This is a genomic window from Stenotrophomonas maltophilia group sp. Smal32, assembly GCF_030237085.1.
Classification (GTDB): domain Bacteria; phylum Pseudomonadota; class Gammaproteobacteria; order Xanthomonadales; family Xanthomonadaceae; genus Stenotrophomonas; species Stenotrophomonas maltophilia_Q.
In genome coordinates this window covers 12769-34084 of sequence record NZ_JASJSI010000046.1, presented here as the reverse complement: position 1 = coordinate 34084, position 21316 = coordinate 12769, and the positions used below count along the sequence as shown (strand labels likewise).

Sequence of the window (21316 nt, the reverse complement as noted above, 5' to 3'; positions counted from 1 at the left end):
CCAGACCTCTACACTCATGGCGACGCCTGGCAAGGGCTCGGCTGCTTGAACCCGGCGCACGCCCCGGGATGCGGGAAGAATTGCCCGCTATCCCCCGAGCCGAATGGATTAAGCGCCATGACCGGGACGCCAGACGTCTTTCCGCCCGCCACGCCGGGCGGCACCCCGCTCGTTGCCCTGCCCACTGGTCCGCGCAAGCCCGACCAGGTGAAAGGCAAGCTGTACATCAAGACCCACGGTTGCCAGATGAACGAGTACGACTCGGCCAAGATGGCCGACGTGCTTGCCGCCAGCGATGGCCTGGAACTGACCGACAGCCCGGACGACGCCGACGTCATCCTGGTCAACACCTGCTCCATCCGCGAAAAAGCGCAGGAGAAGGTGTTCAGCCAGCTGGGCGTGTGGAAGGGCCTGAAGAACAAGGGCCGCGAGGTCATCATCGGCGTGGGCGGCTGCGTCGCCTCGCAGGAAGGCGAAGCGATCATCAAGCGCGCGCCGTTCGTCGACCTGGTATTCGGCCCGCAGACCCTGCATCGCCTGCCGGAACTGATCCGCGCCCGTCGCGAGCAGAAGCGCCCGCAGGTGGACATCAGCTTCCCCGAGATCGAGAAGTTCGACCGCCTGCCGGAGCCGCGCGCTGAAGGTGCTTCGGCGTTCGTGTCGATCATGGAAGGCTGCTCGAAGTACTGCTCGTTCTGCGTGGTGCCCTACACCCGCGGCACCGAAGTCAGCCGCCCGTTCGAGGACGTGGTGGTGGAAGTGGCCCAGCTGGCCGCGCAGGGCGTGCGCGAGATCAACCTGCTCGGCCAGAATGTCAATGCCTATCGCGGCCCGTATGGCGACGGCGAGTTCGCCGACCTGGGCCTGCTGATCCGCACCATCGCCGAGATCGACGGCGTCGGCCGCATCCGCTTCACCACCTCGCATCCGCTGGAGTTCAGCGATTCGCTGATCGATGCGTTCCGCGACGTGCCGCAGCTGGCCAACTTCCTGCACCTGCCGGTGCAGGCCGGCAGCGACCGCGTGCTGTCGGCGATGAAGCGCGGCTACACCGCGCTGGAATTCAAGTCGAAGATCCGCAAGCTGCGCGCGGTGCGCCCGGACATCTCCATCAGCTCGGACTTCATCGTCGGCTTCCCCGGCGAGACCGACGCCGACTTCGAGAAGACCATGAAGCTGATCGAGGACATCGGCTTCGATCACAGCTTCTCCTTCATCTATTCGCGCCGCCCGGGCACGCCGGCTGCGGATCTGGAAGACACGATCAGCGATGCCGAGAAGCACGCGCGCCTGTCGCGCCTGCAGGAGCGCATCAATGCACACGCCGCGAGCATCTCCGAGAAGATGGTCGGCACCGTGCAGACCGTGCTGGTGGAAGGCCCTTCGCGCAAGAACCCGAACGAACTGACCGGCAAGACCGAGAACATGCGGTCGGTGAACTTCCCGGCGCCGGCGCGCTTGATCGGCCAGTTCGTGGATGTGGTAATCACCGAGGCGCTGACCAATTCGCTGCGCGCGCGGGTGGTGGCGGAGTAGATCTCCGGATCGGATCCCCGCAGGGGCTCCGACCCGCAGGCCCGATCATGGGGACGGAGCCCCTCCGCGGGGATCCGACCCCTGCCTTCAATCCAGGCGCTTGCGGAAACGCAGGATCGCCAGCGTCATCATCACCACGATGAAGGCCAGCAGCGCCAGCGCGTCGTGCCACAGCTCCCACAGCGAAGCACCGCGCAGCATGATGCCGCGCACCAGGCGCAGGAAGTGGGTCAGCGGCAGCACTTCGGCCAGCCACTGGACTGGCCGTGGCATGCCGGCGAACGGGAACATGAAGCCGGACAGCAGGATCGACGGCAGGAACAGGAACAACGTCATCTGCATCGCCTGGAACTGCGAGCGCGCGCGCGTGGAGATCAGCAGGCCCAGCGCGAGGTTGGCCAGCACCAGCAGCACCGCGGCCAGGTAGATGTCCAGCAGGCTGCCGCGGATCGGCACCTGGAACAGCCAGGTGCCCAGCACCAGCACCAGCGTGGTCTGCAGCAGGCCAATGGCCGCATAGGGCAGCACCTTGCCCACCATCAGTTCGCTGCGCGATACCGGCGTGGCGATCAGCAGCTCCATGTTGCCGCGCTCGCGTTCGCGCACCACCGCCACCGCCGTGAACATCACCAGGGTCATGGTCAGGATCACCCCGATCAACCCCGGCACGATGTTCACCGCCGAGCGCCGCTGCGGGTTGTAGAAACTGGTCACGCTGACCTGGCCGCTGGCGATGCTGCCTTCGCGCAGCGGCCGCGTGTTGCTGGTCGGGCGCGTATCCAGCGGCACCTGCGCCAGCTGGATCGCTGCGCTCTGCACCACGGTGTCGCTGCCATCGACCAGCACCTGTACCGCTTCGCGACCGTCGAAACGGCGACGCTCGAAATCTGCCGGCACCACGATGCCGACACTGATCTCGCCGCGGCGCAGCGCCTGCATCAGCTGGTCCGGCGTGTAGGCCTCGCTGCGCGGGGTGATCACATCGGTGGCGACCATGTCCTGCACCAGCGCGCGCGAGGCCGCGCTGTTGGCCTGGTCTGCCACACCCGCATCAAGGTGGCGCAGGTTGAGATTGATCGCATAGCCGAACAGCAGCAGCTGCATCACCGGAATGCCGACGATCATCGCCAGCGTGATGCGGTCACGGCGCAGCTGGCGCAGCTCCTTGAGCATGATCGCCCACAGCCGGCGCAGGTTCATGCCGCCGGCTCCCGGCCACGGCCGCGGGTGGCGGCGACGAACACGTCTTCCAGGTTCGGCGCCACCGCCTCGATATGCGCCTGTGGATCGGCACCGGCCAAGGCGCGCTGCAACGTCGCCATGTCGGCCGCGTCTTCACTGCACAGTACGCGCAGCTGCGTGCCGATCTGCGCCACGCTCAGCACGCCAGGCAGTTCGGCCAGCGCGCGGCTGGCCTGGCGCGGCTGCGAGGATGTCACCTGCAACGTGCGCCCTTGCAGCCGTGCACACAGTTCGGCCGGCGTGCCGTCGGCCACCAGCGCGCCGCGATCAAGGATCGCCAGGCGGTGGCAGCGCTCGGCCTCGTCCATGTAGTGGGTCGAGACCAGCACGGTGGTGCCCGCATCGGCCAGTTCGAACAGGGCCTCCCAGAAATCGCGGCGCGATTCCGGGTCGACCGCACTGGTCGGTTCGTCCAGGAACAGCAGCTCCGGGGCGTGCACGACGGCACCGGCCAACGCCAGGCGTTGCTTCTGGCCACCGCTGAGCGTGCCGGCCAGCTGCGCCTGCCGGTACTGCAACCGGTACTGCTGCAGCAGCTCATCGACCCGCTGCCGTGCCTGGCCGCGCGGCAGGTCCTGGATGGCGGCGAGGAACTCCAGGTTCTCGCGCACAGACAGGTCTTCGTACAGCGAAAAGCGCTGGGTCATGTAGCCGATGCGGCGGCGCAGCGCTTCAGCCTGTTCTGGCACAGCGAGGCCCAGCACCTCGATCTGCCCCGCGCTCGGCTCCAGCAGGCCGCACAGCATGCGGATGGTGGTCGACTTGCCCGAGCCGTTCGGGCCGAGGAAGCCGTAGACCTGGCCACGAGGCACGGTCAGGTCGACATTGTCCACGGCCAGCAGATCGCCGAAGCGCCGAGTCAGGCCCTGCGCATGCACGGCAATGTCGTCGCCAGTGTTCAGAAGCTCACCTGCACCGGCATCCCCGCCGGGAGTTTCTGCATGTCGGCGGTCGTATCCACTTCGATCTCGGCCAGATAGCTCAGCCGCGCAACGTCGTCGCCGGTCAATGCGTAGTAAGGGGTGAACGACGGCTCGCTGCGGATCGAGCGCACATGCCCCTTCAGCGCAGCGCCTTGCCCTTCCAGATGCACCTGCGCGGCCTGCCCGACCTTGACCTGCAAGCGCAAGGGCTGCGGCAGATAGACGCGCGCATAGGGACGCTCGCCGACCAGCATCACCGCCAGCGGTGCGCCGATCGGCGCCTGGTCACCCTGCCGGTAGGGCAAGGCATCGACCATGCCATCGCGCGGTGCGCGCAGCTGCAGCTTCTGCAGGTTGACGCCCTGCACCACCTGCTGCGCCTGCGCAGCGTCCGCTGCGGCCTGTCCCTGCGCGATGTCCTGCGCTCGGCTGCCATGCACCAGCTCCAGCCAGGCCTGCTCGGCGGCACGCACGCTGGCCTCGGCATTGCCTGCGGCCGCGCGTGCGCGGTCCAGCTCGGCGGCGGCGATCAGGCTCTGGCGTGCCAGCGGTTGCACCCGGCGGTAGTACGCACTGGCTTCGGCAGACTGCGCACGCAAGGCGGCCAGCTGCGCCTGGGCCTGGGCGATCTGCTCCTGCCTCGGGCCGATCTTCAATTCATCCAGCTGTGCCTGCGCGCGCACGGTGTCGGCCTGCGCTGCGGCAAACTGCGCATCGCCACGAGCTGGGTCGAGCTGCATCAGCAGCGTGCCGGCCTTGACCTGCTGTCCCTCGCGCACATCCACCGTAGCAATCACCTCGGCCGCCGGTGCCGGCACCGTGATCCGGTCCCACTCCAGCGTCCCCAATGCAACCGGAGGCGTCTGGCCACAGCCTGCCAGCAGGGCGAGGCCTGCCAGTCCGATCCCACGTGTCCAGCTACCGGTATCCATGCCACCCCCTCCTGCGACGGCGCCACGGTGCCACGCGCCCCGTGCACCCACAATGATTGCAATCAGCCATGGTGTTTTTTTCACCGCCGACTGCCGAGCCTTTTACCGCAAGGCTCCGCGCCACCTATCCACAACTTGGTTCAGCATCATTCCACAGCCGGTGTGGAAAACCGGCGGGAGGTGGCCGTGTTGGGTGCCTGGCAGCGGAACATGCGCTGCCGTCACACAGGCCGAGCGGCCGTGACGGTTTTTTCACCACCACCTCATGGACCTTGTGGCACAAGCACTGCGAAGGCCTATCCACAGGTTTTCGCGCACCCCGTCCACACCGGGTGTGGAAAACCGCGTATCGGCCCGCTGCTGGCCGCGCGCCCCGTGCGCACGCTACCCTTGTCCCCCCTGAATACACTGCGGTGGAAGGCGTCCGCCCCACCGGAAGCAATGAAAAGCATCGAGCATCGAGACTTCACCCTGTCGCCGGAAGACAACGAACGGCTGGCCAACCTGTGTGGCCCGTTCGACGGTCATCTGCGGCAGATCGAACTGAAACTCGGCGTGGAAATCGCCAACCGTGGCTTCGTGTTCCGCATCAGCGGACCGAACGAGGCCATCGTCGAGGCACAGAAGCTGGTTGAAGCGCTGTACGCCGAAGCCGGCGAAACCACCTTCGACAACCACGCCATCCACCTGCGCCTGGCGCAGGCCAACGTCGAGCAGATCGCCGAACGCTCCTACGAAGCGCAGGAGGTGGCGATCAAGGTCAAGCGTGGTACGGTGCGCGGTCGCGGTGCCAACCAGGCCCGCTACCTGCACCAGATCGCTACCCACGACATCAACTTCGGCATCGGGCCGGCCGGTACCGGCAAGACCTTCCTGGCCGTGGCCAGCGCGGTCGAAGCACTGAACGAATCGCGGGTGCAGCGGCTGATCCTGGTCCGCCCCGCAGTGGAAGCCGGCGAGAAGCTGGGCTTCCTGCCCGGCGACCTGAGCCAGAAGGTCGATCCCTACCTGCGACCGCTGTACGACGCCCTTTACGAGATGATGGGCGTGGAGAAGGTGGTCAAGCTGCTGGAAAGGAACGTCATCGAGATCGCACCGCTGGCCTATATGCGCGGCCGCACGCTCAACGATGCGTTCGTGATCCTGGACGAAGCACAGAACACCACCATCGAGCAGATGAAGATGTTCCTGACCCGCCTGGGCTACGGCTCCACTGCGGTGGTCACCGGTGACCTGACCCAGACCGACCTGCCCAAGCACGTGAAGTCGGGCCTGCGCGATGCCATCGATGTGCTGCGCGACGTGGAGGGTGTCAGCTTCACCTTCTTCGAATCCCGCGACGTGGTCCGCCACCCGCTGGTGGCGCGCATCGTCAGCGCCTACGACCGCCGCGACCTGCATCAGATCCAACCTGGAGCAACTCCATGACCCGTGGTCCCGTGCGACTGGACGTCGCCGTCAGTTATGCTCTGCCGCGCGCCGGCCTGCCGGCGGCAGTGAGCTTCCGCAAGTGGGTGGCCGCCGCGTTGAAGGGCCGCATCCGCGAGGCCGATCTGGCCATCCGCGTGGTCGATGCCAAGGAAGGACAGTCATTGAACCGCCACTACCGCGGCAAGGACTACGCCACCAACGTGCTCAGCTTCCCGGCCGAAGTACCCGAAGGCCTGCCCAAGGGCGTCAAGTTCCCGCTGCTCGGTGACCTGGTGATCTGTGCACCGGTCGTGGCACGCGAGGCCGACGAGCAGGGCAAGGCGCTCAACGCCCACTACGCGCACCTGACCGTGCACGGCGTGCTGCACCTGCTTGGCTGGGACCACGAGGACGACAAGGAAGCCGAGGCGATGGAGCAGCTGGAACGGGAGATCCTGGCCGAGCTGGGCATCGACGACCCCTACGCGGGCGAGCGCTGACACCGGGCCCTGTTCCGAGCCCACGCACTCAAGGAAGAGGAACGCAGCATGACCCTACCCGCACTTGTGCTTGCCGCGCTACTGCAGTCCGGCGCAGGCCTGATGCGCGATCCTGACCGTCCCTCACCGTTCCCCACCAGCGACAGCGAGGCCGACATCGCCGCAAAGATCGCCGAACTACGGGCGTTCTTCGGCAGCAGCGAGCGCGACACCCGCAACATCGTCGCCACTGCCCAGCAACGGGCACTGATCGAGCGCCTGGAAGCGCGGCACGCGGCACGTCTGGCCGGCATCTGGGTGGACAATGCGAGGGGCTGGAACGTTGTCGTGCGACTGACAGGCGCCGCACCCGAGGCCGATGAGACACATCCAGGGGCAGATGGCCCGCAAAGTGTGCGCTACATCACCGGCGCCGCGATGACGGAAGCGGAGATGACGCGCCGGCTGCACGCACAGCAGGACTGGCTGCGGGCCCAGCTGCCTGACCTGTTCGGCTATGGCCTGGATGTCAAGACCGGGGAGCTGGAGGTGGAGCTGCGGGATACCCCAGCCAACCGCGCGACGGCGGCGGCCGTACGTGACCACCTGCAGGCGCGACTGGGCTACCCGGTCAGGCTGCGCTGGTACCCAGCGGCCACGCGCTGGAATCCGCCCTGACTGTGCCACGGCTGGAGTGCCAGCCCATGCGCTGGGCTACTGTTCAACACCGGCCAGGACGGGGAAGGAAAAAGGATGAACCCAGGGAACAGCTTCACGACGTTTGCGATGAGCGCGGGCCTGTTCGCCGGCCTGCTGATGCTGGGCGCGCACACCGTGCGCCGCCTCAGCGCTCATGAACCCGCCGGCAGGCACTGGCTGCTGCGCAGCCTCGCCCTGCTCTCGCCTTTGTGCCTGCTGGCTGGGCTGGCGACCGGCATGATCGGCCCCCACCTCACGGGTAGAGCGGAACCCGCCCACGTGCCCGGGCTGTGGGAAACGTCGATGGTGCTGATACTGGTCGGTGCCCTGACCCTGCCGGTGCTGTGGCGAACGCTGCTGCAGCAGCGGCTTGGCAGGCCGGTCAACGCACTCCCGTTCTTCCATGCCAGCCGCACCTCGTTGCTGGTGCTGTTCGTGCTGGCCGTGATCTACATGAAAGTGGCCAGGACAGCCGCATCGGAACTGATGCCCTGGCTGACCAGCCCGGGCCTGTGGCCGGCAGTGGCGCGCATCGCGGGGCAATCGATGCAGATCGCCATGCTTGCGGTCGTGCTGACCCTCTCACTGATGGTCGCGCGGCGGGCGATGACCGGATTCCTGCGCCTTCTCACCGGGCTGTTCAGACACTCACCGGAGCTATGATGGCGGCCCTTCGCCTGCGGAAACCGCCCGTGTCACTGCGCTGCTGCCTCCCTTTGCTGTGTGCCCTTGCGGTCCCATCCGCCTTCGCTTCCAGCCTGGACCTGCCGGCGCTGATCGAATGCCGCCAGGGTGTGGCCGACCAGGCTGCGCTGGCGCCGTTGCTGGCCGACCCGCTGAAGGCCGTGGCCCAGGGCCTGCAGCCGCTGCCGCAGGGCAACCAGTTCATGAGCGAGTACCGCCTGGCCCAGCCGATCAGCGTGTTCGGGGTGAGCACCGAGCGGGTGGCGGTGGCCGGGGCCAGCGTCATGGCGATCCTCGACCAGGCCGACCCACGCCCGCTGGCCAAGCGCCTGGCGTTGGAAACCGGTTACGACCAGGACGGCAAGTTCATGGCCGGCCGCGAGGTGGTCAGCCGCGACGTGACCGACCCGAAGACCGGCGAGGCCCAGATCGAGTCGATCATCCTCAGCGTCTCCACCGTGGCCTCCCACCCCGGCAAGACCCTGGCCGGCTGCACCTACAGCCTGGACCTGCCCGAGGAGGAGCCGGCCCCGGCCGCCCCTGCCCCGGCCACCGGCAGTCACTGACAGGCCGCCACATCCTGCTAGACTTGGGCCAACGCCCGGCCTGCCGGGTGCCTTTTTTCCAGAGATGTCAGAAGACGACAGTAGTAGCTCCCCTGCGGAGCACAGTGAAAAGAAGCGCGGCTGGCTTGAACGCCTGACCTCCGCCTTCTCCGGCGAACCCCATACCCGCGACGAGCTGGTCGCTGTCCTGCACACCGCGCAGGAAGAGGGTCTGATCGCCGCCGATACCCTGAAGATGATGGAAGGCGCCATTTCGGTGGCCGAGCTGACCGTGGGCGACGTGATGATCTCGCGCTCGCAGATGGTCTCGCTGCCGGTCGAGGCGCCCTTCCTGGAGCTGATGAAGCAGGTGGTCGAATCCGGCCATTCGCGCTTCCCGGTGCACGGCGAGAACAAGGACGACATCCTTGGCATCCTGCTGGCCAAGGACCTGCTGCGCGGCGTGGTGGCCGACAACGGCCCGGCCAACGTGCGCGAGCTGCTGCGCCCGGCGGTACTGATCCCGGAGGCAAAGAAGCTCAACGTGCTGCTGAAGGAGTTCCGCCTGTCGCGCAACCACATGGCCATCGTTGTGGACGAGTACGGCGGTGTCGCCGGCCTGGTCACCATCGAGGACGTGCTGGAACAGATCGTCGGCGAGATCGATGACGAGCATGACGAGGCCGAGGATCCTTCCGCGCAGATCGCGATCCAGTCCGACGGCCAGTACGTGGTCGACGCGCTGACCCCGATCGGCGACTTCAACGAACGCTTCGGTGCCACCTTCTCCGACGAGGACTACGACACCATCGGTGGCCTGGTCACCGAGGCCGTGGGCCACCTGCCGGAAGTCGGGGACGAACTGGCGCTGGACCGCTTCATGTTCCGCGTAGCCCGCGCCGATGCGCGCCGGGTGCAGGCCTTCCATGTGACCGTGCTGCCGCCGGACGCGCAGGACGACGCTTGAAGCGCCGCGGCCCCATCCTGGCACTGCGCCTGACGCTGTGGCTGGCACTGTGCGTGCTGGCCATGGCCCTGCCGCTGGCCGCCTTCGCGCAGCCGGCGGCGGCCACGCCTGCTGCGCCCGGCACCGGCGCCGAGTCCCCTGCGCCTCGCATCGGCGTGGTGACCATGCAACCGGGCACAGTGTTCTTCGAGCGATTCGGCCACGACGCCATCGTCGTGGTCGATCCGCTCAGCGGCGAAGCGACCTCGTACAACTTCGGGTACTTCGATCCGTCCGAGGACGATTTCATCAGCCGCTTCGCGCGCGGCGACATGATGTATTACCTGGTGGCGCTGCCGCTGCAGCAGGACCTGTCGTACTACGACGAGACCGGTCGCGGTGCCAGCGTGCAGTGGCTGGACCTGCGCCCGGACCAGGCGCGCGCACTGGCCGCCGACCTGGCCGAACGGGCCAAGCCGGAAAACGCGCGTTACCACTACGATTACTACACCGCCAACTGCGCCACGATGGTGCGCGACACCGTGGACAAGGCACTGGGTGGCGGCCTGCAGTCACAGCTGGCCGGTCGCTCGCGCGGCAACACCTACCGCAGCGAATCGGTGCGCCTGGCCTCGCCGGCGCCGTGGATGTGGCTGGGCTTCGACGTCGGCCTGGGGCCGTTCGCCGACCAGCCGCTGTCACGCTGGCAGGAAGCATTCGTGCCGATGCGCCTGGCCGACGCGCTGCGCCAGGCACGCAACAGCGATGGCCGGCCGCTGGTGCAGTCCGAACAGGAACTGCTGCCGCACCGCATCGCCCCGGAGCCAAAGGAATTCGCGCGCCGTTGGTGGCCGTGGCTGCTGTGCGGCCTGGTAATCGCCGCCGGCGTGCTGGCGCTGCGTCGCCGTCCGCGCCTGCTGGCCGGGCTGGCGCTGCCGTTCTGGCTGCTGTGCGCCCTGTTCGGTGGCGTGCTGGTGTTCCTGTGGGGCTTCAGCATCCACTACGCTGCGTGGGCCAACCGCAACCTGCTGCTGCTTTCGCCGCTGGCCGTGCTGCTGCTGCCGGGTGCGATCGCCCTGCTGAGCCGGCGCGTGCCGGGGCGCATGTTCAGGCTGGTGCTGTGGCTGCTGGCAGTGCAGGCCGTGGCCGCGCTGGTGCTGCACTGGCTGAGCCTGCAGGCGCAGTACAACGTGCAGTGGATCGTGCTGCTGCTGCCGGTGCACGTCGCCCTGGCGTGGGTGCTGGCGCGTCGTCCTCACTTGTCCGAAACACGGCCCTGACGCACGATGGCGGGCATGTCATTGCCCGCCTCCGCTTCCGCCCCGGCTTCGGCCAACCCTACCTGCGTCATCAACTGCGTCCACTACGATGACGAGGGCAAGCGCCACGACATCAGCCTGGACGCCATCAGCGATGTCATTGCCAGCGGCAACGGCTTCGTCTGGGTCGGCCTGTACGACCCCAACGAAGACGTGCTGCTGAAACTGCAGGAAGAATTCTGCCTGCACGACCTGGCCATCGAGGATGCGCGCAATGCGCACCAGCGGCCCAAGGTCGAGACCTACGGCAATTCGCTGTTCGTGGTGGTGACCACCGCGCAGATGGTCGACGAGCGCATCCAGTATGGCGAAACCCACGCCTTCCTCGGCCCACGCTTCCTGGTGACGGTGCGCCACGGTGCCTCGCTGTCCTACGCCCCGGTACGCGCGCGGGTGGAACGCGAGCCGCAGCTGCTGAAGATGGGCCCGTCGTACTGCCTGTACGCGGTGACCGACTTCGTGGTCGACAACTACCTGCCCATCGTGCACCGCTTCCGCGACACTCTGGACCTGCTGGAAAAGGACATCTTCGCCGACACCTACAAGCGCAGCACCGTGGTGCGGCTGTATGAGCTCAAGCGCGAACTGAACAAGATGCGCATGGCGGTGGCACCGCTGCAGGATGTGCTGGCCCAGATCCGGCGCTACCAGGGTGACCTGATTCCCGACGAAGTGAAGCTGTACGTGCGCGACGTGCATGACCATGCGGTGCGCATCAGCGACGTGATCGACACCCTGCGCGAGATGCTGGGCACTGCGCTGAGCGTGAACCTGTCGCTGGTGACACTGGCGCAGGGCGAGACGGTGAAGCGGCTGGGTGCCTGGGCCGCGCTGCTGGCCGCGCCGACGCTGATCACCAGCTGGTACGGCATGAACTTCAGCCACATGCCGGAGCTGAGTGAGCCGTGGTCGTACCCGTTGATGATCGTTGGCGTGGGCGGTGTGTGCGTGGGCCTGTACCGGTTGTTCAAGCGCGCGAAGTGGTTGTGACCCGCATTCTTTAGAGTCGAGCCATGCTCGACTGCTGTGCGCAATGCAGCCGAGCATGGGCTCGGCTCTACACAGGCGACCGCATCAAGCGACGTAGACCGTCTTGATGTTCATGAACTCATGGATGCCGTGGTCGGCCAGTTCGCGACCGAAACCGGACTGCTTGCTGCCGCCGAACGGCAACCGCGCGTCGCTCTTGACGATGGCGTTGACGAATGCGGCGCCGCATTCCATGAGCTGAGCGAAACGTTCACCGCGCACCGGGTCGCGCGTCCACACGCTGCCGCCCAGGCCGAAACGGGTGTCGTTGGCCACGCGCAGTGCCTCGGCCTCATCCTTCACCCGGATCACCGCGGCAACCGGACCGAACAGTTCTTCATCGTAGGCCGGCATGCCCGGCCCCACTTGGTCGAGCACGGTGGCCGGATAGCCGGCATGCGTACCGGCAATCGGCTCGCCACCGACCAGCACACGTGCGCCCTTGGCGACGCTGGCCTGCACCTGCTTGTGCAGTTCGTCACGTAGGTCGGCGCGCGCCATTGGCGCCAGCGTGGTGCCCCGCTCATCGGGATCGCCGTACTGGCGCTCACCCGCCGCTTCCACAAAGCGACGGGTGAATTCATCGGCCACCGCATCGACCACGATGAAGCGCTTGGCCGCAATGCAGGTCTGCCCGCTGTTATCGAAGCGTGACTTCACTGCCGCCGCCACGGTTTTGTCGAGGTCGGCATCGTCGAGCACCACGAAGGCGTCACTGCCACCCAGCTCCATCACCGACTTCTTCAACTGGCTGCCGGCGTTGGAGGCGATCGAGCGCCCTGCCCGTTCGCTGCCGGTCAGCGTCACCGCCTTCACCCGTGCGTCGCGCAGCACGTCGGCGGCCTGGTCGTTGTCGATGTGCAGCACATCGAAAACGCCGTCCGGCAGGCCACCATCACGACACACCGCCAGGATCAGGTCGGCGCACTGCGGTACGTTGCTGGCGTGCTTGAGCAGGGCCACGTTGCCGGCCATGAACGCCGGGGCCAGGAAACGAAACACCTGCCAGATCGGAAAATTCCACGGCATCACCGCGAACACGCAGCCGATCGGCTCGTAGCGCACATAGCTGCGCTGGGCTTCGGTGTCGATCAGCTGCGGCTTGAGGTAGTCGGCAGCATGGTCGGCGTAGTACTCGCAGGCGGCGGCGCACTTGTCGACCTCGGCCAGCGCCTCGGCCTTGAGCTTGCCCATCTCGTGGGTCATCGCCTGCTGCAGGTCGTCGCGACGCGCGCGCAGCTGCGCCGCGATCCGGCGCAGGATGGCGCCGCGGTCCTGCAACGAGCGCTCGGCCCAGCCCGGAAATGCATCGGCAGCGGCCTGCAGGCGCTGCTCGATGTCGGCAGCGCCCATCAGTTCATGGCGGTAGGTCACCTGTCCGGTGGCCGGGTCGACGATCTCGACGGTCATGGGGGATCTCCTTCTGGAAGACCCCCATTGTGCGCCGCCGGCCGTGAGCCGGATGTGGCTGCGGCGTCAGCCGTTGTCCTGCCGCGCCAGCTGCAGGTCGCGCTGGCGCCGCTTCTCCGCACGCGCATTGATGTACCAGCCGATCACCGCGGCGACCGACACCGCCGACACCAGCAGCGTGGCCAACGCATTGATCTTCGGGCTGATGCCCATGCGCACCGACGCGAACACCTTCATCGGCAGCGTGGTCGAGCCCGGCGTGGCGACGAAGCTCGCCACCACCACGTCATCCAGCGACAGGGTGAAGGCCAGCAGCCAGCCCGCCACCAGCGCCGGCGCGATGATCGGCAGGGTGATGCGGCCGAACACGGTCAGCCGGCTCGCGCCCAGGTCCATCGCCGCTTCTTCCAGCGACAGGTCCATTTCCTGCAGGCGCGAGGACACCACCACCGTGACGAAGCACAGCGTGAAGGTGACGTGGGCGATCCAGATGGTGGTCAGGCCGCGTGCCGGGAAGCCGGGAATCGCGCCCATCGAGGCCAGCAGCGCCATCAGCGAGAAGCCCAGGATCACGTCCGGCATCACCAGCGGTGCGGTGACCAGCGCGCCGAACAGCGGCTTGCCGCGGAAGCGCTTGAAGCGGGTCATCACCATCGCCGCCAGCGTGCCCAGCACGGTGGCGGTGCAGGCGGTCCAGAACGCAACCACCAGGCTGGTCCACATCGCATCCATCAGCGCGCGGTCGGCGAACAGGTCGCTGTAGGCGCGGGTGGAGAATCCGGCCCAGACCATCGCCAGCCGCGAGCTGTTGAACGAATAGAACATCAACAGCAGGATCGGCAGGTACAGGAAGGCGAAGCCGAGCAGCAGCACGCCCAGCCCCAGGCCCTTGGCAGTACGCGGGCTCATGCCTGCTTCCCTTCCAGCAGGCGCTGCTGGGAACGGTTGAACAGCAGGATCGGCACCAGCAGCAACAGGATCATCGCCACCGCCATCGCCGAGGCGCCCGGCCAGTTACGGTTGTTGAAGAACTCGTTCCACAGCTGGCGGCCCACCATCAGCGTCTCCGAGCCACCCAGCATTTCCGGGATCACGAATTCACCGATCGCCGGAATCATCACCAGCATGCAACCGGCGATGATGCCCGCCTTCGACAACGGCAGGGTGATGCGCAGGAACGCCTGCCATGGCTTGGCGCCAAGGTCGTAGGCCGCTTCCAGCAGCCGGTGGTCATGCTTGACCAGGTTGGCGTACAGCGGCAGCACCATGAACGGCAGGTAGCAGTAGACGATGCCGATGTAGGCGGCGGTCGGCGTATCGATCAGCTGCAGCTTGGGCAGGCCCAGGCTGGTCATCAGCGATTGCAGGCCGGTGAACTGCAGGAACTGGTCGAGCAGGCCATTGCGGTCCAGGATCGCCTTCCACGCATACACGCGGATCAGGAACGAGGTCCACGACGGCAGCACCACCAGCATCATCGCCACATTGCGTGCTGCCGGTGACAGGCGGGCGATGGCATAGGCCATCGGGTAGCCGATCAGCAGGGTCAGGAAGGTGGAGATCGCCGCGATCTTGATCGAGCTGAGGAACGCCTGCGCATAGATCGAATCGCGGAACAGCGCCAGGTAGTTTTCCAGGTTCAGCTTCAGCGAGAAACCGCCATCCACGTACTGCAGCAGCCAGGTGTACGGCGGCGAGCCGACCCGGCTGAGCGAGAAGCTGATCATCAGCACGATCAGGAACGGCACTGCGAAGAACAGCAGCAGCCACAGGTACGGAATGCCGATCACCGTGGCACGCAGCCCCGGCAGCCAGCGCTTCAGGCCGGCGGTGCTCATGAGGTCAGCACCACGCCGTCGTTGTCGCGCCAGTGCACCCACACGCTGTCGCCCCAGGTCAGGCCATCGCTGGCCCAGCGCTGCGAATTGGCGAAGTTGGCCAGTACCTTGGCGCCGCTGGGCAGGCGCACGTGGTAGACCGAGTGGCTGCCGAAGTAGGCGATGTCCTCGATCACGCCCTGCGCCTTGTTGGTGTGCCCTTCCGGCTCGTCCTTGCCGATCATCACCTTCTCCGGGCGCAGCGCGAACGCGACCGGCTGCCCTTCATAGCCCGTGATGCCATGGGCGATGTAGATCGGCGCCGGGAACAGCGGCGAACGCACGGTCACATACTCGGGCAGGTCCTCGTCGATCACCCCGTCGAACAGGTTGACCGAGCCGATGAACTCGGCGACGAAGCGGTTGGCCGGCTGCTCGTAGACCTCGTCGGGCTTGCCGACCTGCTGGATCCAGCCGGCATCCATCACCGCGATGCGGGTAGCCATGGTCATCGCTTCTTCCTGGTCGTGGGTGACCATCACGCAGGTCACGCCCGACGATTCGATGATGCTGACCAGTTCCAGCTGCATCTGCGAGCGCAGCTTCTTGTCCAGCGCGCCCATCGGCTCGTCCAGCAGCAGCAGCTTCGGCCCCTTGGCCAGCGACCGCGCCAGCGCCACGCGCTGCTGCTGGCCACCGGACAGCTGGTGCGGCTTGCGCTTGCCCAGATGGCCCATCTGCACCAGGTCCAGCATTTCGCCGACGCGCTTGCTGATCGCGTCCTTGCCCAGGCCGTCCTGCTTCAGGCCGAAGGCGATGTTCTGCTCGACCGTCATGTGCGGGAACAGGGCGTAGGACTGGAACATCATGTTGACCGGCCGCTGGTACGGCGGCAGCGCGTCCAGGCGCTGGCCATCGAGGGTGATGCTGCCCTTGGTGGGCGTCTCGAAGCCGCCGAGGCAGCGCAGCAGGGTCGATTTGCCACTGCCGGAGCCACCGAGCAGGGCAAAGATCTCGCCCTTGCGCACGTCCAGATTGACGTCGTCGACGGCGACGAAACCGTCGAATTCCTTGCGCAAATCACGAATGGAGAGATAGCCGGGCGCACCGGTCGTGTCGACGACGGCGGCTACCGGCTGGGCTTCAACGGGCATGGGGGCTCCGGGAGCGGGCGGTGGACAGCGGCCGCCATTCTAACGGCCGGGGGCCGAAGGGGATATGACGGCGACGGGCGGAAGCCGCCAGCGGCCCGCTCCCGGGCCGCAGGGGGTGTCGGTTTTACCCCGCCATCAGGGCCCGTCCGCGCAAAAGGCCGGGGCTGCCCGATCGCGCCTGCGGCGTCCCGGCCAGACACCACGGGCAACGACCCGATCTGCAACGTTTTTCGGAGCGGGATCTGTTGAAGGCCCGGGGCATCCCCCGCGCAATGGCCCGGATCAAGGCCTTGCATGGACCCATCCCGTTGATTCCCCCCGTCAGCCCCTCCGCTCTCCCTTCCCGTCCGTCGTCATCCGTGCCCGCAGGGCTGCCGCTGGCCATCATCGGCGCCGGCCAGGCCGGGTTGTCCCTCAGCGCACTCCTGCAGGAGGCCGGCGTCGAGCATCGCGTGCTGGAGGCCGAAACCGTGGGCGCCAGCTGGCAGCGGCGCTGGGATTCGTTCCAGACCAACACCGCCAACGCGACCATGGCCCTGCACGGTCATGCCTATGCGGGCGATGACCCGGAAGGCTTCATGGGCGCCCCGGAGGTGATCCGCCGGCTCCGCGACTATGCCGACGAGCGCGTGTTGCCGATCAGCGAAGGGTGCGCGGTACATCGGGTCGCGCCCGAGTGCGGCGGCTATGCCATCGACAGCAGCCAGGGGCTGATCCATGCCCGCGCGGTGGTGGTCGCGACCGGTGAGTACCGCCGTGCGCGGATGCCCCGGGTCCCCTTCGCGCCCGCGCCCGGCCTTGCCGTGCTGCACTCGGGCGACTACCGTGGTGCCCGCCAGCTGCCCGATGGCACCGTGCTGGTCATCGGAGGTGGGCAGTCCGGCGCGCAGATCGCCCAGGACCTGCACGACAGCGGTCGCAGCGTGTACTGGTCACTGGCCCAGCGTCATTCGCATACCCGCCGGCTGCGCGGCAAGGACTCGATGACCTGGTGGGACATGGCCGGGCGCATCCACCAGCATGTGAGTGAAGCGGCGGGCGTGCTGGCCGGGGAACCGGATGCGCTGCGCAAGGCGCGTACCGCGGAGTTCCCGCTCATTTCCGGCAAGGGAAGCGGCGGCCTGGGCAGCTCGATCAGCCTGCTGGCGATGCACCGCGCGGGCATCAGGCTGCTGGGCCGGTTGCAGGGCTTCGATGGAAGCATCGCCCGCTTCGCCGATGTCCGCCCGCAGCTGCGTACCGCGATCGAGGCGACGCGGGCCGAATACGCCTATCTCGATTCGCTGGCCAGCGCGTACTACGCCACGCATCCCGAGCCACGCACCGACGATGCCCGCTACATTCCGGAGGAGGTCTATCTGCACTGGGAACCGGACACATCCCCGCGCGAACTGGACCTGCAGGCCGCGGGTATCCGCTCGGTGGTGCTGGCCACCGGCTTCGTCGCCGAATGGCCCTGGCTCGACGTGCCGGGCGCGCTGGATGCACATGGCTACCCCCTCGGCGAGTTCGGTGTTTCACCGCAACCGGGGCTGTTCTTCATCGGCATGCACAACCTGCAGCGGATGAGTTCGTCGTTCCTGTGCAACGGCGGTCGCGATGCACGCGACCTGCTGCCTGCCATCCTGCAGCACCTTGGCCGGAGCGACAGGGTCGACTCCGACGCAGGGTAAGGCAGCCGCCGGGCATGGCCCGGCGCTACCCGCGCCGCTTACCGGCCGGTCTTCACCTCGGTCCACAGCCGGGTATAGAGCTTGTCGGTCTCCGGCGTGTTGATCGAGTACGTGAACATCTTCTCGGCCACATCGGCCGGCGGGTAGATGGTCGGGTCGGTACGGATCGCCTCGTCCACCAGCGGGGTCGCGGTCGGCACCGGGTTGGCGTAATGGATGAAGTTGGTGTTGGCCGCGGCAACCTTCGGCTGCAGCAGGTAGTTGATGAACGCGTACGCGGCTTCCGGATGCTTGGCGTCCTTCGGGATCGCCAGCATGTCGAACCACTGCGGGGCGCCTTCCTTCGGGATCGAATAGGCCACATGCACGCCATTGCTGGCTTCCTCGGCGCGGTCGCGGGCCTGGATGATGTCACCCGACCAGCCGACCACCAGACAGGTGCCACCGTTGGCCAGCGAACCCACGTACTGCGAGGAGTGGAAGTTCTGCACGTACGGGCGGATCGACTTCAGCAGGTCGGCCGCCTTCTGCAGCTCGGCCGGGTCGCCGCTGTGCGGGTCCAGGCCCAGGTAGTGCAGCGCGATCGGGATCATGTCCGCCGGCGTGTCCAGGATGGTCACGCCGCAGTCCTTCATCTTGCTGATGTTCTCCGGCTTGAACACCAGGTCCCAGCTGTTGGCGATGTCGGTACTGCCACCGAAACGCTGCTTCAGCATCTCCACGTTGTAGCCGATGCCGGTGGTACCGATCATGTACGGCACGCCGTACTGGTTGCCCGGGTCCTGGGTGGCGATGCGCTTCATCACCGCCGGATCGAGGTTGGCCAGGTTCGGGATCCTGCTCTTGTCCAGCGGCAGGAACACGCCGGCCTGGATCTGGCGCCCGAAGAAGTTCAGGGTCGGCACCACCACGTCGTAGCCGCTGTTGCCGGCCAGCAGCTTGGTCTCGACCATCTCGTCGCTGTCGAACACATCGTAGGTCACCTTGATGCCGCTCTCCTTCTCGAAGGTCGGGATGGTGTCCTCGGCGATGTAATCGCTGTAGTTGTAGACGTTCAGGACCTGGCTGTCCTGCGCGCCGCCGTTGCCACCGCCACAGGCGGCAAGCATGGCGGAGGCCAGGCCGAGCGTGAGGATACGCAGCTTCATCGGGTGCTCCAGAATGCGGGAAGGGGGGGCCGGCGGGGCCGGCGACGGGTGCCAGCCTACCCCCCGGCGGCGGATTTTTCTATTCCAGATGCTCAGACGTTCAGCAGCAGGAACTCGCGCTCCCACGAGCTGATGACACGGAAAAAGGTCTCGTATTCCTTGCGCTTCACCGAGATGTAGGCCCGGCAGAAGCGCTCGCCCAGCAGGGCCTGCAGCTCGCTGCACTGCTCCAGCCCATCCAGCGCTTCGCCCAGCGAGCGCGGCAGGTTGTAGCCCAGTTCCTTGGCACTGCCGGTCACCGGCGCGTCCGGTGCCAGCCGCTCGCGGATGCCAAGCAGGCCGCAGGCCAGGGTCGCGGCCATCGCCAGGTAGGGGTTGGCGTCGGAGCCGGCGAAACGGCTCTCCACGCGCATGTTTTCCGGCGTGTCCAGCGGCACGCGCAGGCCGCAGGTGCGGTTGTCGAAGCCCCAGTGCACGTTGCTCGGCGAGACTTCGCCGAACACCAGCCGGCGGTAGGAATTGACGTTCGGCGCGAAGAACGCCATCGCCTGCGGCGCGTACTTCTGCAGGCCGCCCAGATAGTGGCCGAACACCGGGCTGAACTCGCCTTCAGCATCGGTATCACCGGCGAACACATTGCTGCCGTCGCTCACCCGCACCAGGCTCTGGTGGATGTGCATGGCACTGCCCGGCTCGTTCTCCATCGGCTTGGCCAGGAACGTGGCATACACGCCGTGGCGCATCGCCGCCTCGCGCATGGTGCGCTTGAACAGGAACACCTGGTCGGCCAGGTCCATCGCATCGGCGTGGGTGAAATTGACCTCCAGCTGCGCCGCGCCGGACTCATGGATCAACGTGTCCACGTCCAGCTTCATCGCATCGGCGTAGTCGTACATCAGGTCGAGGATCGGGTCGAATTCGTTGACCGCGTCAATCGAGTACGACTGCCGCGCCGTCTCCGGGCGCCCGGAGCGGCCGGCCGGTGGCAGCAGCGGGAAGTCCGGGTCGGTGTTCTTCTGCACCAGGAAGAACTCCAGCTCCGGCGCCACCACCGGGCGTAGGCCCAGCTCGGCGTAGGCTGCCAGCACGCGGCGCAGCACATTGCGCGGTGCCAGTTCGTGCGGCTCACCGTTCTTGGTGTAGCAATCGTGGATGACCTGCGCGGTGGCATCGGCCGCCCACGGCACCATGCGCACCGTGTCAGGATCGGGGCGCAGCATCATGTCCGAGTCCGACGGCGAGGTCAGCTCGTAGTAGTCATCAGGGAACTCGCCGGTGACGGTGGTTGCGAAGATGCCTTCGGGCAGCCGCGTACCGTAGTCGTGCGAGAACTTGTCGGCGGGAATGATCTTGCCGCGCGCGTTGCCGGTGATGTCCGGCACCAGGCATTCGACCTCGGTGATGCGCCGCTCCTTCAACCAGCGCAGCAGGCTGCTTTCCTGCGGTGCGGGGGGCGTAGCCGTCTTGCGCGGGCGCGTTCGGGAACTCATCGGGAATCCAGTCGGTTCTGTTGGTGCTGCCGGCAAGCTTGGCCGAACGCACGGAAAATAACGTGATAGAACGGCGAATCCATGACACGCCACTCCGGGTGCCACTGTACGCCGAGCACGAAACGATGGCGTGTGCTGCGCGCCGCCTCGACCAGTCCATCATCGGCCACGGCCTCGACCTGCAGCCCGTGCGCCAGTCGATCGATACCCTGCCCGTGAACGGAATTGACCTGTGCGCGGTCGCCACCCTGCCACTGCGCCAGCCAACCATCAACCGCCAGGGCGACCGCATGGACCGGCCCATACTGCACCTCAACCGGCGCCTGCGGGTCTTCACGATGATCCGACAGACCCGGTACCGCGTGCACCTGCGGATGCAGCGTGCCACCCAGCGCAACGTTCAACTCCTGGAAGCCGCGGCAGATCGCCAGCACCGGCAGGTCCAACGCCAGCGCCTCGTGCAGCAGTGCGAAGGCGCTGGCATCGCGGGCCGGATCATGCGGGTTCCCCGGCCAACTGCGGCCGCCTTCGTAGTGTTGTGGTTCGATGTTGCTGACCGCACCGGTCAGCAGCAGGCCATCGAGGCCGTGCAGCCAGTCGGCGGGCGGCAGCGGTGGCTGCAGGCTGGGCAGTATCACCGGGGTAACGTCGGCCGCCTCAACCAACGCACGCACGTACTTCTCGCCGGCCACCGCGAAACGATGATGGCCGAGCACGGTGCTGTCGGTGGGCAGCCCCACCCAGGGCAGGCGACGCATGGAAAACTCCTTGGCGTGCCGACACGTTACCCGCCTGTCCGCAATGGCGGCAAGTCATCGCCGTCACGCCACGGCCGTCGCGCATCGGTGAAACTACGCGGGTGAACGCTGATCGACCTGCC

General features: G+C 66.9%; 20 protein-coding genes. 10 read left to right on the top strand and 10 right to left on the bottom strand.

Annotated features, from left to right (window positions below):
* The first annotated feature begins 117 nt into the window (after positions 1-117).
* Positions 118-1536, top strand: coding sequence for a tRNA (N6-isopentenyl adenosine(37)-C2)-methylthiotransferase MiaB (gene miaB, locus QRO91_RS12690; protein WP_197620286.1), 1419 nt, complete (start codon positions 118-120; stop codon positions 1534-1536).
* 87 nt (positions 1537-1623) lie between these two features.
* On the opposite strand, the gene QRO91_RS12685 is transcribed toward miaB, so the two are convergent.
* The 3 genes from QRO91_RS12685 to QRO91_RS12675 are packed head-to-tail and all read right to left on the bottom strand — an operon-like array spanning position 1624 to position 4633.
* Positions 1624-2736 (bottom strand): ABC transporter permease, encoded by a 1113-nt coding sequence (locus tag QRO91_RS12685; protein ID WP_197650664.1) that lies wholly within the window; start codon positions 2734-2736, stop codon positions 1624-1626.
* Positions 2733-3656 (bottom strand): ABC transporter ATP-binding protein, encoded by a 924-nt coding sequence (locus QRO91_RS12680; RefSeq protein ID WP_197650663.1) that lies wholly within the window; start codon positions 3654-3656, stop codon positions 2733-2735. The genes QRO91_RS12685 and QRO91_RS12680 overlap by 4 nt, the downstream gene beginning before the upstream one ends.
* 20 nt (positions 3657-3676) lie before the next feature.
* Positions 3677-4633, bottom strand: a complete 957-nt coding sequence (locus QRO91_RS12675; protein WP_049431315.1) for an HlyD family secretion protein — start codon at positions 4631-4633, stop codon at positions 3677-3679.
* 441 nt (positions 4634-5074) lie between these two features.
* On the opposite strand from QRO91_RS12675, the gene QRO91_RS12670 reads away from it, so the two are divergent.
* The 8 genes from QRO91_RS12670 (at position 5075) to QRO91_RS12635 (ending at position 11705) form a co-directional block, all read left to right on the top strand.
* Complete coding sequence (locus QRO91_RS12670) at positions 5075-6061, top strand: PhoH family protein (RefSeq protein ID WP_033834734.1); 987 nt, start codon at positions 5075-5077, stop codon at positions 6059-6061.
* Entirely contained in the window at positions 6058-6543 is a 486-nt protein-coding gene (gene ybeY, locus QRO91_RS12665) for an rRNA maturation RNase YbeY (RefSeq protein ID WP_005408831.1), read from the top strand. Before QRO91_RS12670 ends, ybeY begins: the two co-directional genes overlap by 4 nt.
* Positions 6544-6591: 48 nt before the next feature.
* Positions 6592-7200, top strand: coding sequence for a hypothetical protein (locus QRO91_RS12660; protein WP_197650662.1), 609 nt, complete (start codon positions 6592-6594; stop codon positions 7198-7200).
* 75 nt (positions 7201-7275) lie between these two features.
* Positions 7276-7884 (top strand): hypothetical protein, encoded by a 609-nt coding sequence (locus QRO91_RS12655; protein WP_100443628.1) that lies wholly within the window; start codon positions 7276-7278, stop codon positions 7882-7884.
* Entirely contained in the window at positions 7884-8471 is a 588-nt protein-coding gene (locus QRO91_RS12650) for a hypothetical protein (protein ID WP_197650660.1), read from the top strand. The genes QRO91_RS12655 and QRO91_RS12650 overlap by 1 nt, the downstream gene beginning before the upstream one ends.
* 64 nt (positions 8472-8535) lie before the next feature.
* Positions 8536-9417, top strand: coding sequence for an HlyC/CorC family transporter (locus QRO91_RS12645; protein WP_005408827.1), 882 nt, complete (start codon positions 8536-8538; stop codon positions 9415-9417).
* Positions 9414-10676 (top strand): DUF4105 domain-containing protein, encoded by a 1263-nt coding sequence (locus QRO91_RS12640; protein WP_049431299.1) that lies wholly within the window; start codon positions 9414-9416, stop codon positions 10674-10676. The genes QRO91_RS12645 and QRO91_RS12640 overlap by 4 nt, the downstream gene beginning before the upstream one ends.
* A 6-nt stretch (positions 10677-10682) precedes the next feature.
* Positions 10683-11705 carry a magnesium and cobalt transport protein CorA gene (locus QRO91_RS12635; protein ID WP_049431296.1) on the top strand — a complete coding sequence of 341 codons (1023 nt, stop codon included), beginning with the start codon at positions 10683-10685 and terminating at the stop codon, positions 11703-11705.
* An 84-nt stretch (positions 11706-11789) separates the two neighbouring features.
* Here the strand turns inward: QRO91_RS12635 and QRO91_RS12630 are convergent, their stop codons facing one another.
* The 4 genes from QRO91_RS12630 to QRO91_RS12615 all read right to left on the bottom strand — a co-directional run bounded on the left by QRO91_RS12630 (position 11790) and on the right by QRO91_RS12615 (position 16125).
* Positions 11790-13154: an NAD-dependent succinate-semialdehyde dehydrogenase gene (locus QRO91_RS12630; protein WP_285310415.1), complete on the bottom strand. Its 1365-nt coding sequence runs from the start codon at positions 13152-13154 to the stop codon at positions 11790-11792.
* A gap of 66 nt (positions 13155-13220) precedes the next feature.
* Complete coding sequence (locus QRO91_RS12625) at positions 13221-14063, bottom strand: ABC transporter permease subunit (protein ID WP_049431292.1); 843 nt, start codon at positions 14061-14063, stop codon at positions 13221-13223.
* Positions 14060-14992 carry an ABC transporter permease subunit gene (locus QRO91_RS12620; protein ID WP_049431291.1) on the bottom strand — a complete coding sequence of 311 codons (933 nt, stop codon included), beginning with the start codon at positions 14990-14992 and terminating at the stop codon, positions 14060-14062. Before QRO91_RS12620 ends, QRO91_RS12625 begins: the two co-directional genes overlap by 4 nt.
* Positions 14989-16125: an ABC transporter ATP-binding protein gene (locus QRO91_RS12615; protein WP_010486163.1), complete on the bottom strand. Its 1137-nt coding sequence runs from the start codon at positions 16123-16125 to the stop codon at positions 14989-14991. Before QRO91_RS12615 ends, QRO91_RS12620 begins: the two co-directional genes overlap by 4 nt.
* A 272-nt stretch (positions 16126-16397) precedes the next feature.
* On the opposite strand from QRO91_RS12615, the gene QRO91_RS12610 reads away from it, so the two are divergent.
* The gene (locus tag QRO91_RS12610; RefSeq protein ID WP_197620288.1) at positions 16398-17798 is read left to right on the top strand and encodes an NAD(P)/FAD-dependent oxidoreductase; all 1401 of its coding nucleotides are present in this window, start codon (positions 16398-16400) and stop codon (positions 17796-17798) included.
* A gap of 38 nt (positions 17799-17836) precedes the next feature.
* Here the strand turns inward: QRO91_RS12610 and QRO91_RS12605 are convergent, their stop codons facing one another.
* The 3 genes from QRO91_RS12605 to QRO91_RS12595 form a co-directional block, all read right to left on the bottom strand.
* Positions 17837-18946: a polyamine ABC transporter substrate-binding protein gene (locus tag QRO91_RS12605; protein WP_106550350.1), complete on the bottom strand. Its 1110-nt coding sequence runs from the start codon at positions 18944-18946 to the stop codon at positions 17837-17839.
* Between the two features lie 92 nt (positions 18947-19038).
* Positions 19039-20436 (bottom strand): glutamine synthetase family protein, encoded by a 1398-nt coding sequence (locus QRO91_RS12600; RefSeq protein ID WP_005408818.1) that lies wholly within the window; start codon positions 20434-20436, stop codon positions 19039-19041.
* Positions 20433-21194 (bottom strand): gamma-glutamyl-gamma-aminobutyrate hydrolase family protein, encoded by a 762-nt coding sequence (locus tag QRO91_RS12595; protein ID WP_049431284.1) that lies wholly within the window; start codon positions 21192-21194, stop codon positions 20433-20435. Before QRO91_RS12595 ends, QRO91_RS12600 begins: the two co-directional genes overlap by 4 nt.
* Positions 21195-21316 lie beyond the last annotated feature (122 nt).

Coding starts and splice junctions, on each gene's coding strand:
- QRO91_RS12625 (WP_049431292.1), bottom strand. CDS start 14,063: ATGAGCCCGCGTACTGCCAAGGGCCTGGGGCTGGGCGTGCTGCTGCTC.
- QRO91_RS12635 (WP_049431296.1), top strand. CDS start 10,683: ATGGCGGGCATGTCATTGCCCGCCTCCGCTTCCGCCCCGGCTTCGGCC.
- QRO91_RS12600 (WP_005408818.1), bottom strand. CDS start 20,436: ATGAGTTCCCGAACGCGCCCGCGCAAGACGGCTACGCCCCCCGCACCG.
- miaB (WP_197620286.1), top strand. CDS start 118: ATGACCGGGACGCCAGACGTCTTTCCGCCCGCCACGCCGGGCGGCACC.
- QRO91_RS12645 (WP_005408827.1), top strand. CDS start 8,536: ATGTCAGAAGACGACAGTAGTAGCTCCCCTGCGGAGCACAGTGAAAAG.
- QRO91_RS12630 (WP_285310415.1), bottom strand. CDS start 13,154: ATGACCGTCGAGATCGTCGACCCGGCCACCGGACAGGTGACCTACCGC.
- QRO91_RS12615 (WP_010486163.1), bottom strand. CDS start 16,125: ATGCCCGTTGAAGCCCAGCCGGTAGCCGCCGTCGTCGACACGACCGGT.
- QRO91_RS12650 (WP_197650660.1), top strand. CDS start 7,884: ATGGCGGCCCTTCGCCTGCGGAAACCGCCCGTGTCACTGCGCTGCTGC.
- QRO91_RS12670 (WP_033834734.1), top strand. CDS start 5,075: ATGAAAAGCATCGAGCATCGAGACTTCACCCTGTCGCCGGAAGACAAC.
- QRO91_RS12595 (WP_049431284.1), bottom strand. CDS start 21,194: ATGCGTCGCCTGCCCTGGGTGGGGCTGCCCACCGACAGCACCGTGCTC.
- QRO91_RS12675 (WP_049431315.1), bottom strand. CDS start 4,633: ATGGATACCGGTAGCTGGACACGTGGGATCGGACTGGCAGGCCTCGCC.
- QRO91_RS12620 (WP_049431291.1), bottom strand. CDS start 14,992: ATGAGCACCGCCGGCCTGAAGCGCTGGCTGCCGGGGCTGCGTGCCACG.
- ybeY (WP_005408831.1), top strand. CDS start 6,058: ATGACCCGTGGTCCCGTGCGACTGGACGTCGCCGTCAGTTATGCTCTG.
- QRO91_RS12605 (WP_106550350.1), bottom strand. CDS start 18,946: ATGAAGCTGCGTATCCTCACGCTCGGCCTGGCCTCCGCCATGCTTGCC.
- QRO91_RS12660 (WP_197650662.1), top strand. CDS start 6,592: ATGACCCTACCCGCACTTGTGCTTGCCGCGCTACTGCAGTCCGGCGCA.
- QRO91_RS12610 (WP_197620288.1), top strand. CDS start 16,398: ATGGCCCGGATCAAGGCCTTGCATGGACCCATCCCGTTGATTCCCCCC.
- QRO91_RS12685 (WP_197650664.1), bottom strand. CDS start 2,736: ATGAACCTGCGCCGGCTGTGGGCGATCATGCTCAAGGAGCTGCGCCAG.
- QRO91_RS12655 (WP_100443628.1), top strand. CDS start 7,276: ATGAACCCAGGGAACAGCTTCACGACGTTTGCGATGAGCGCGGGCCTG.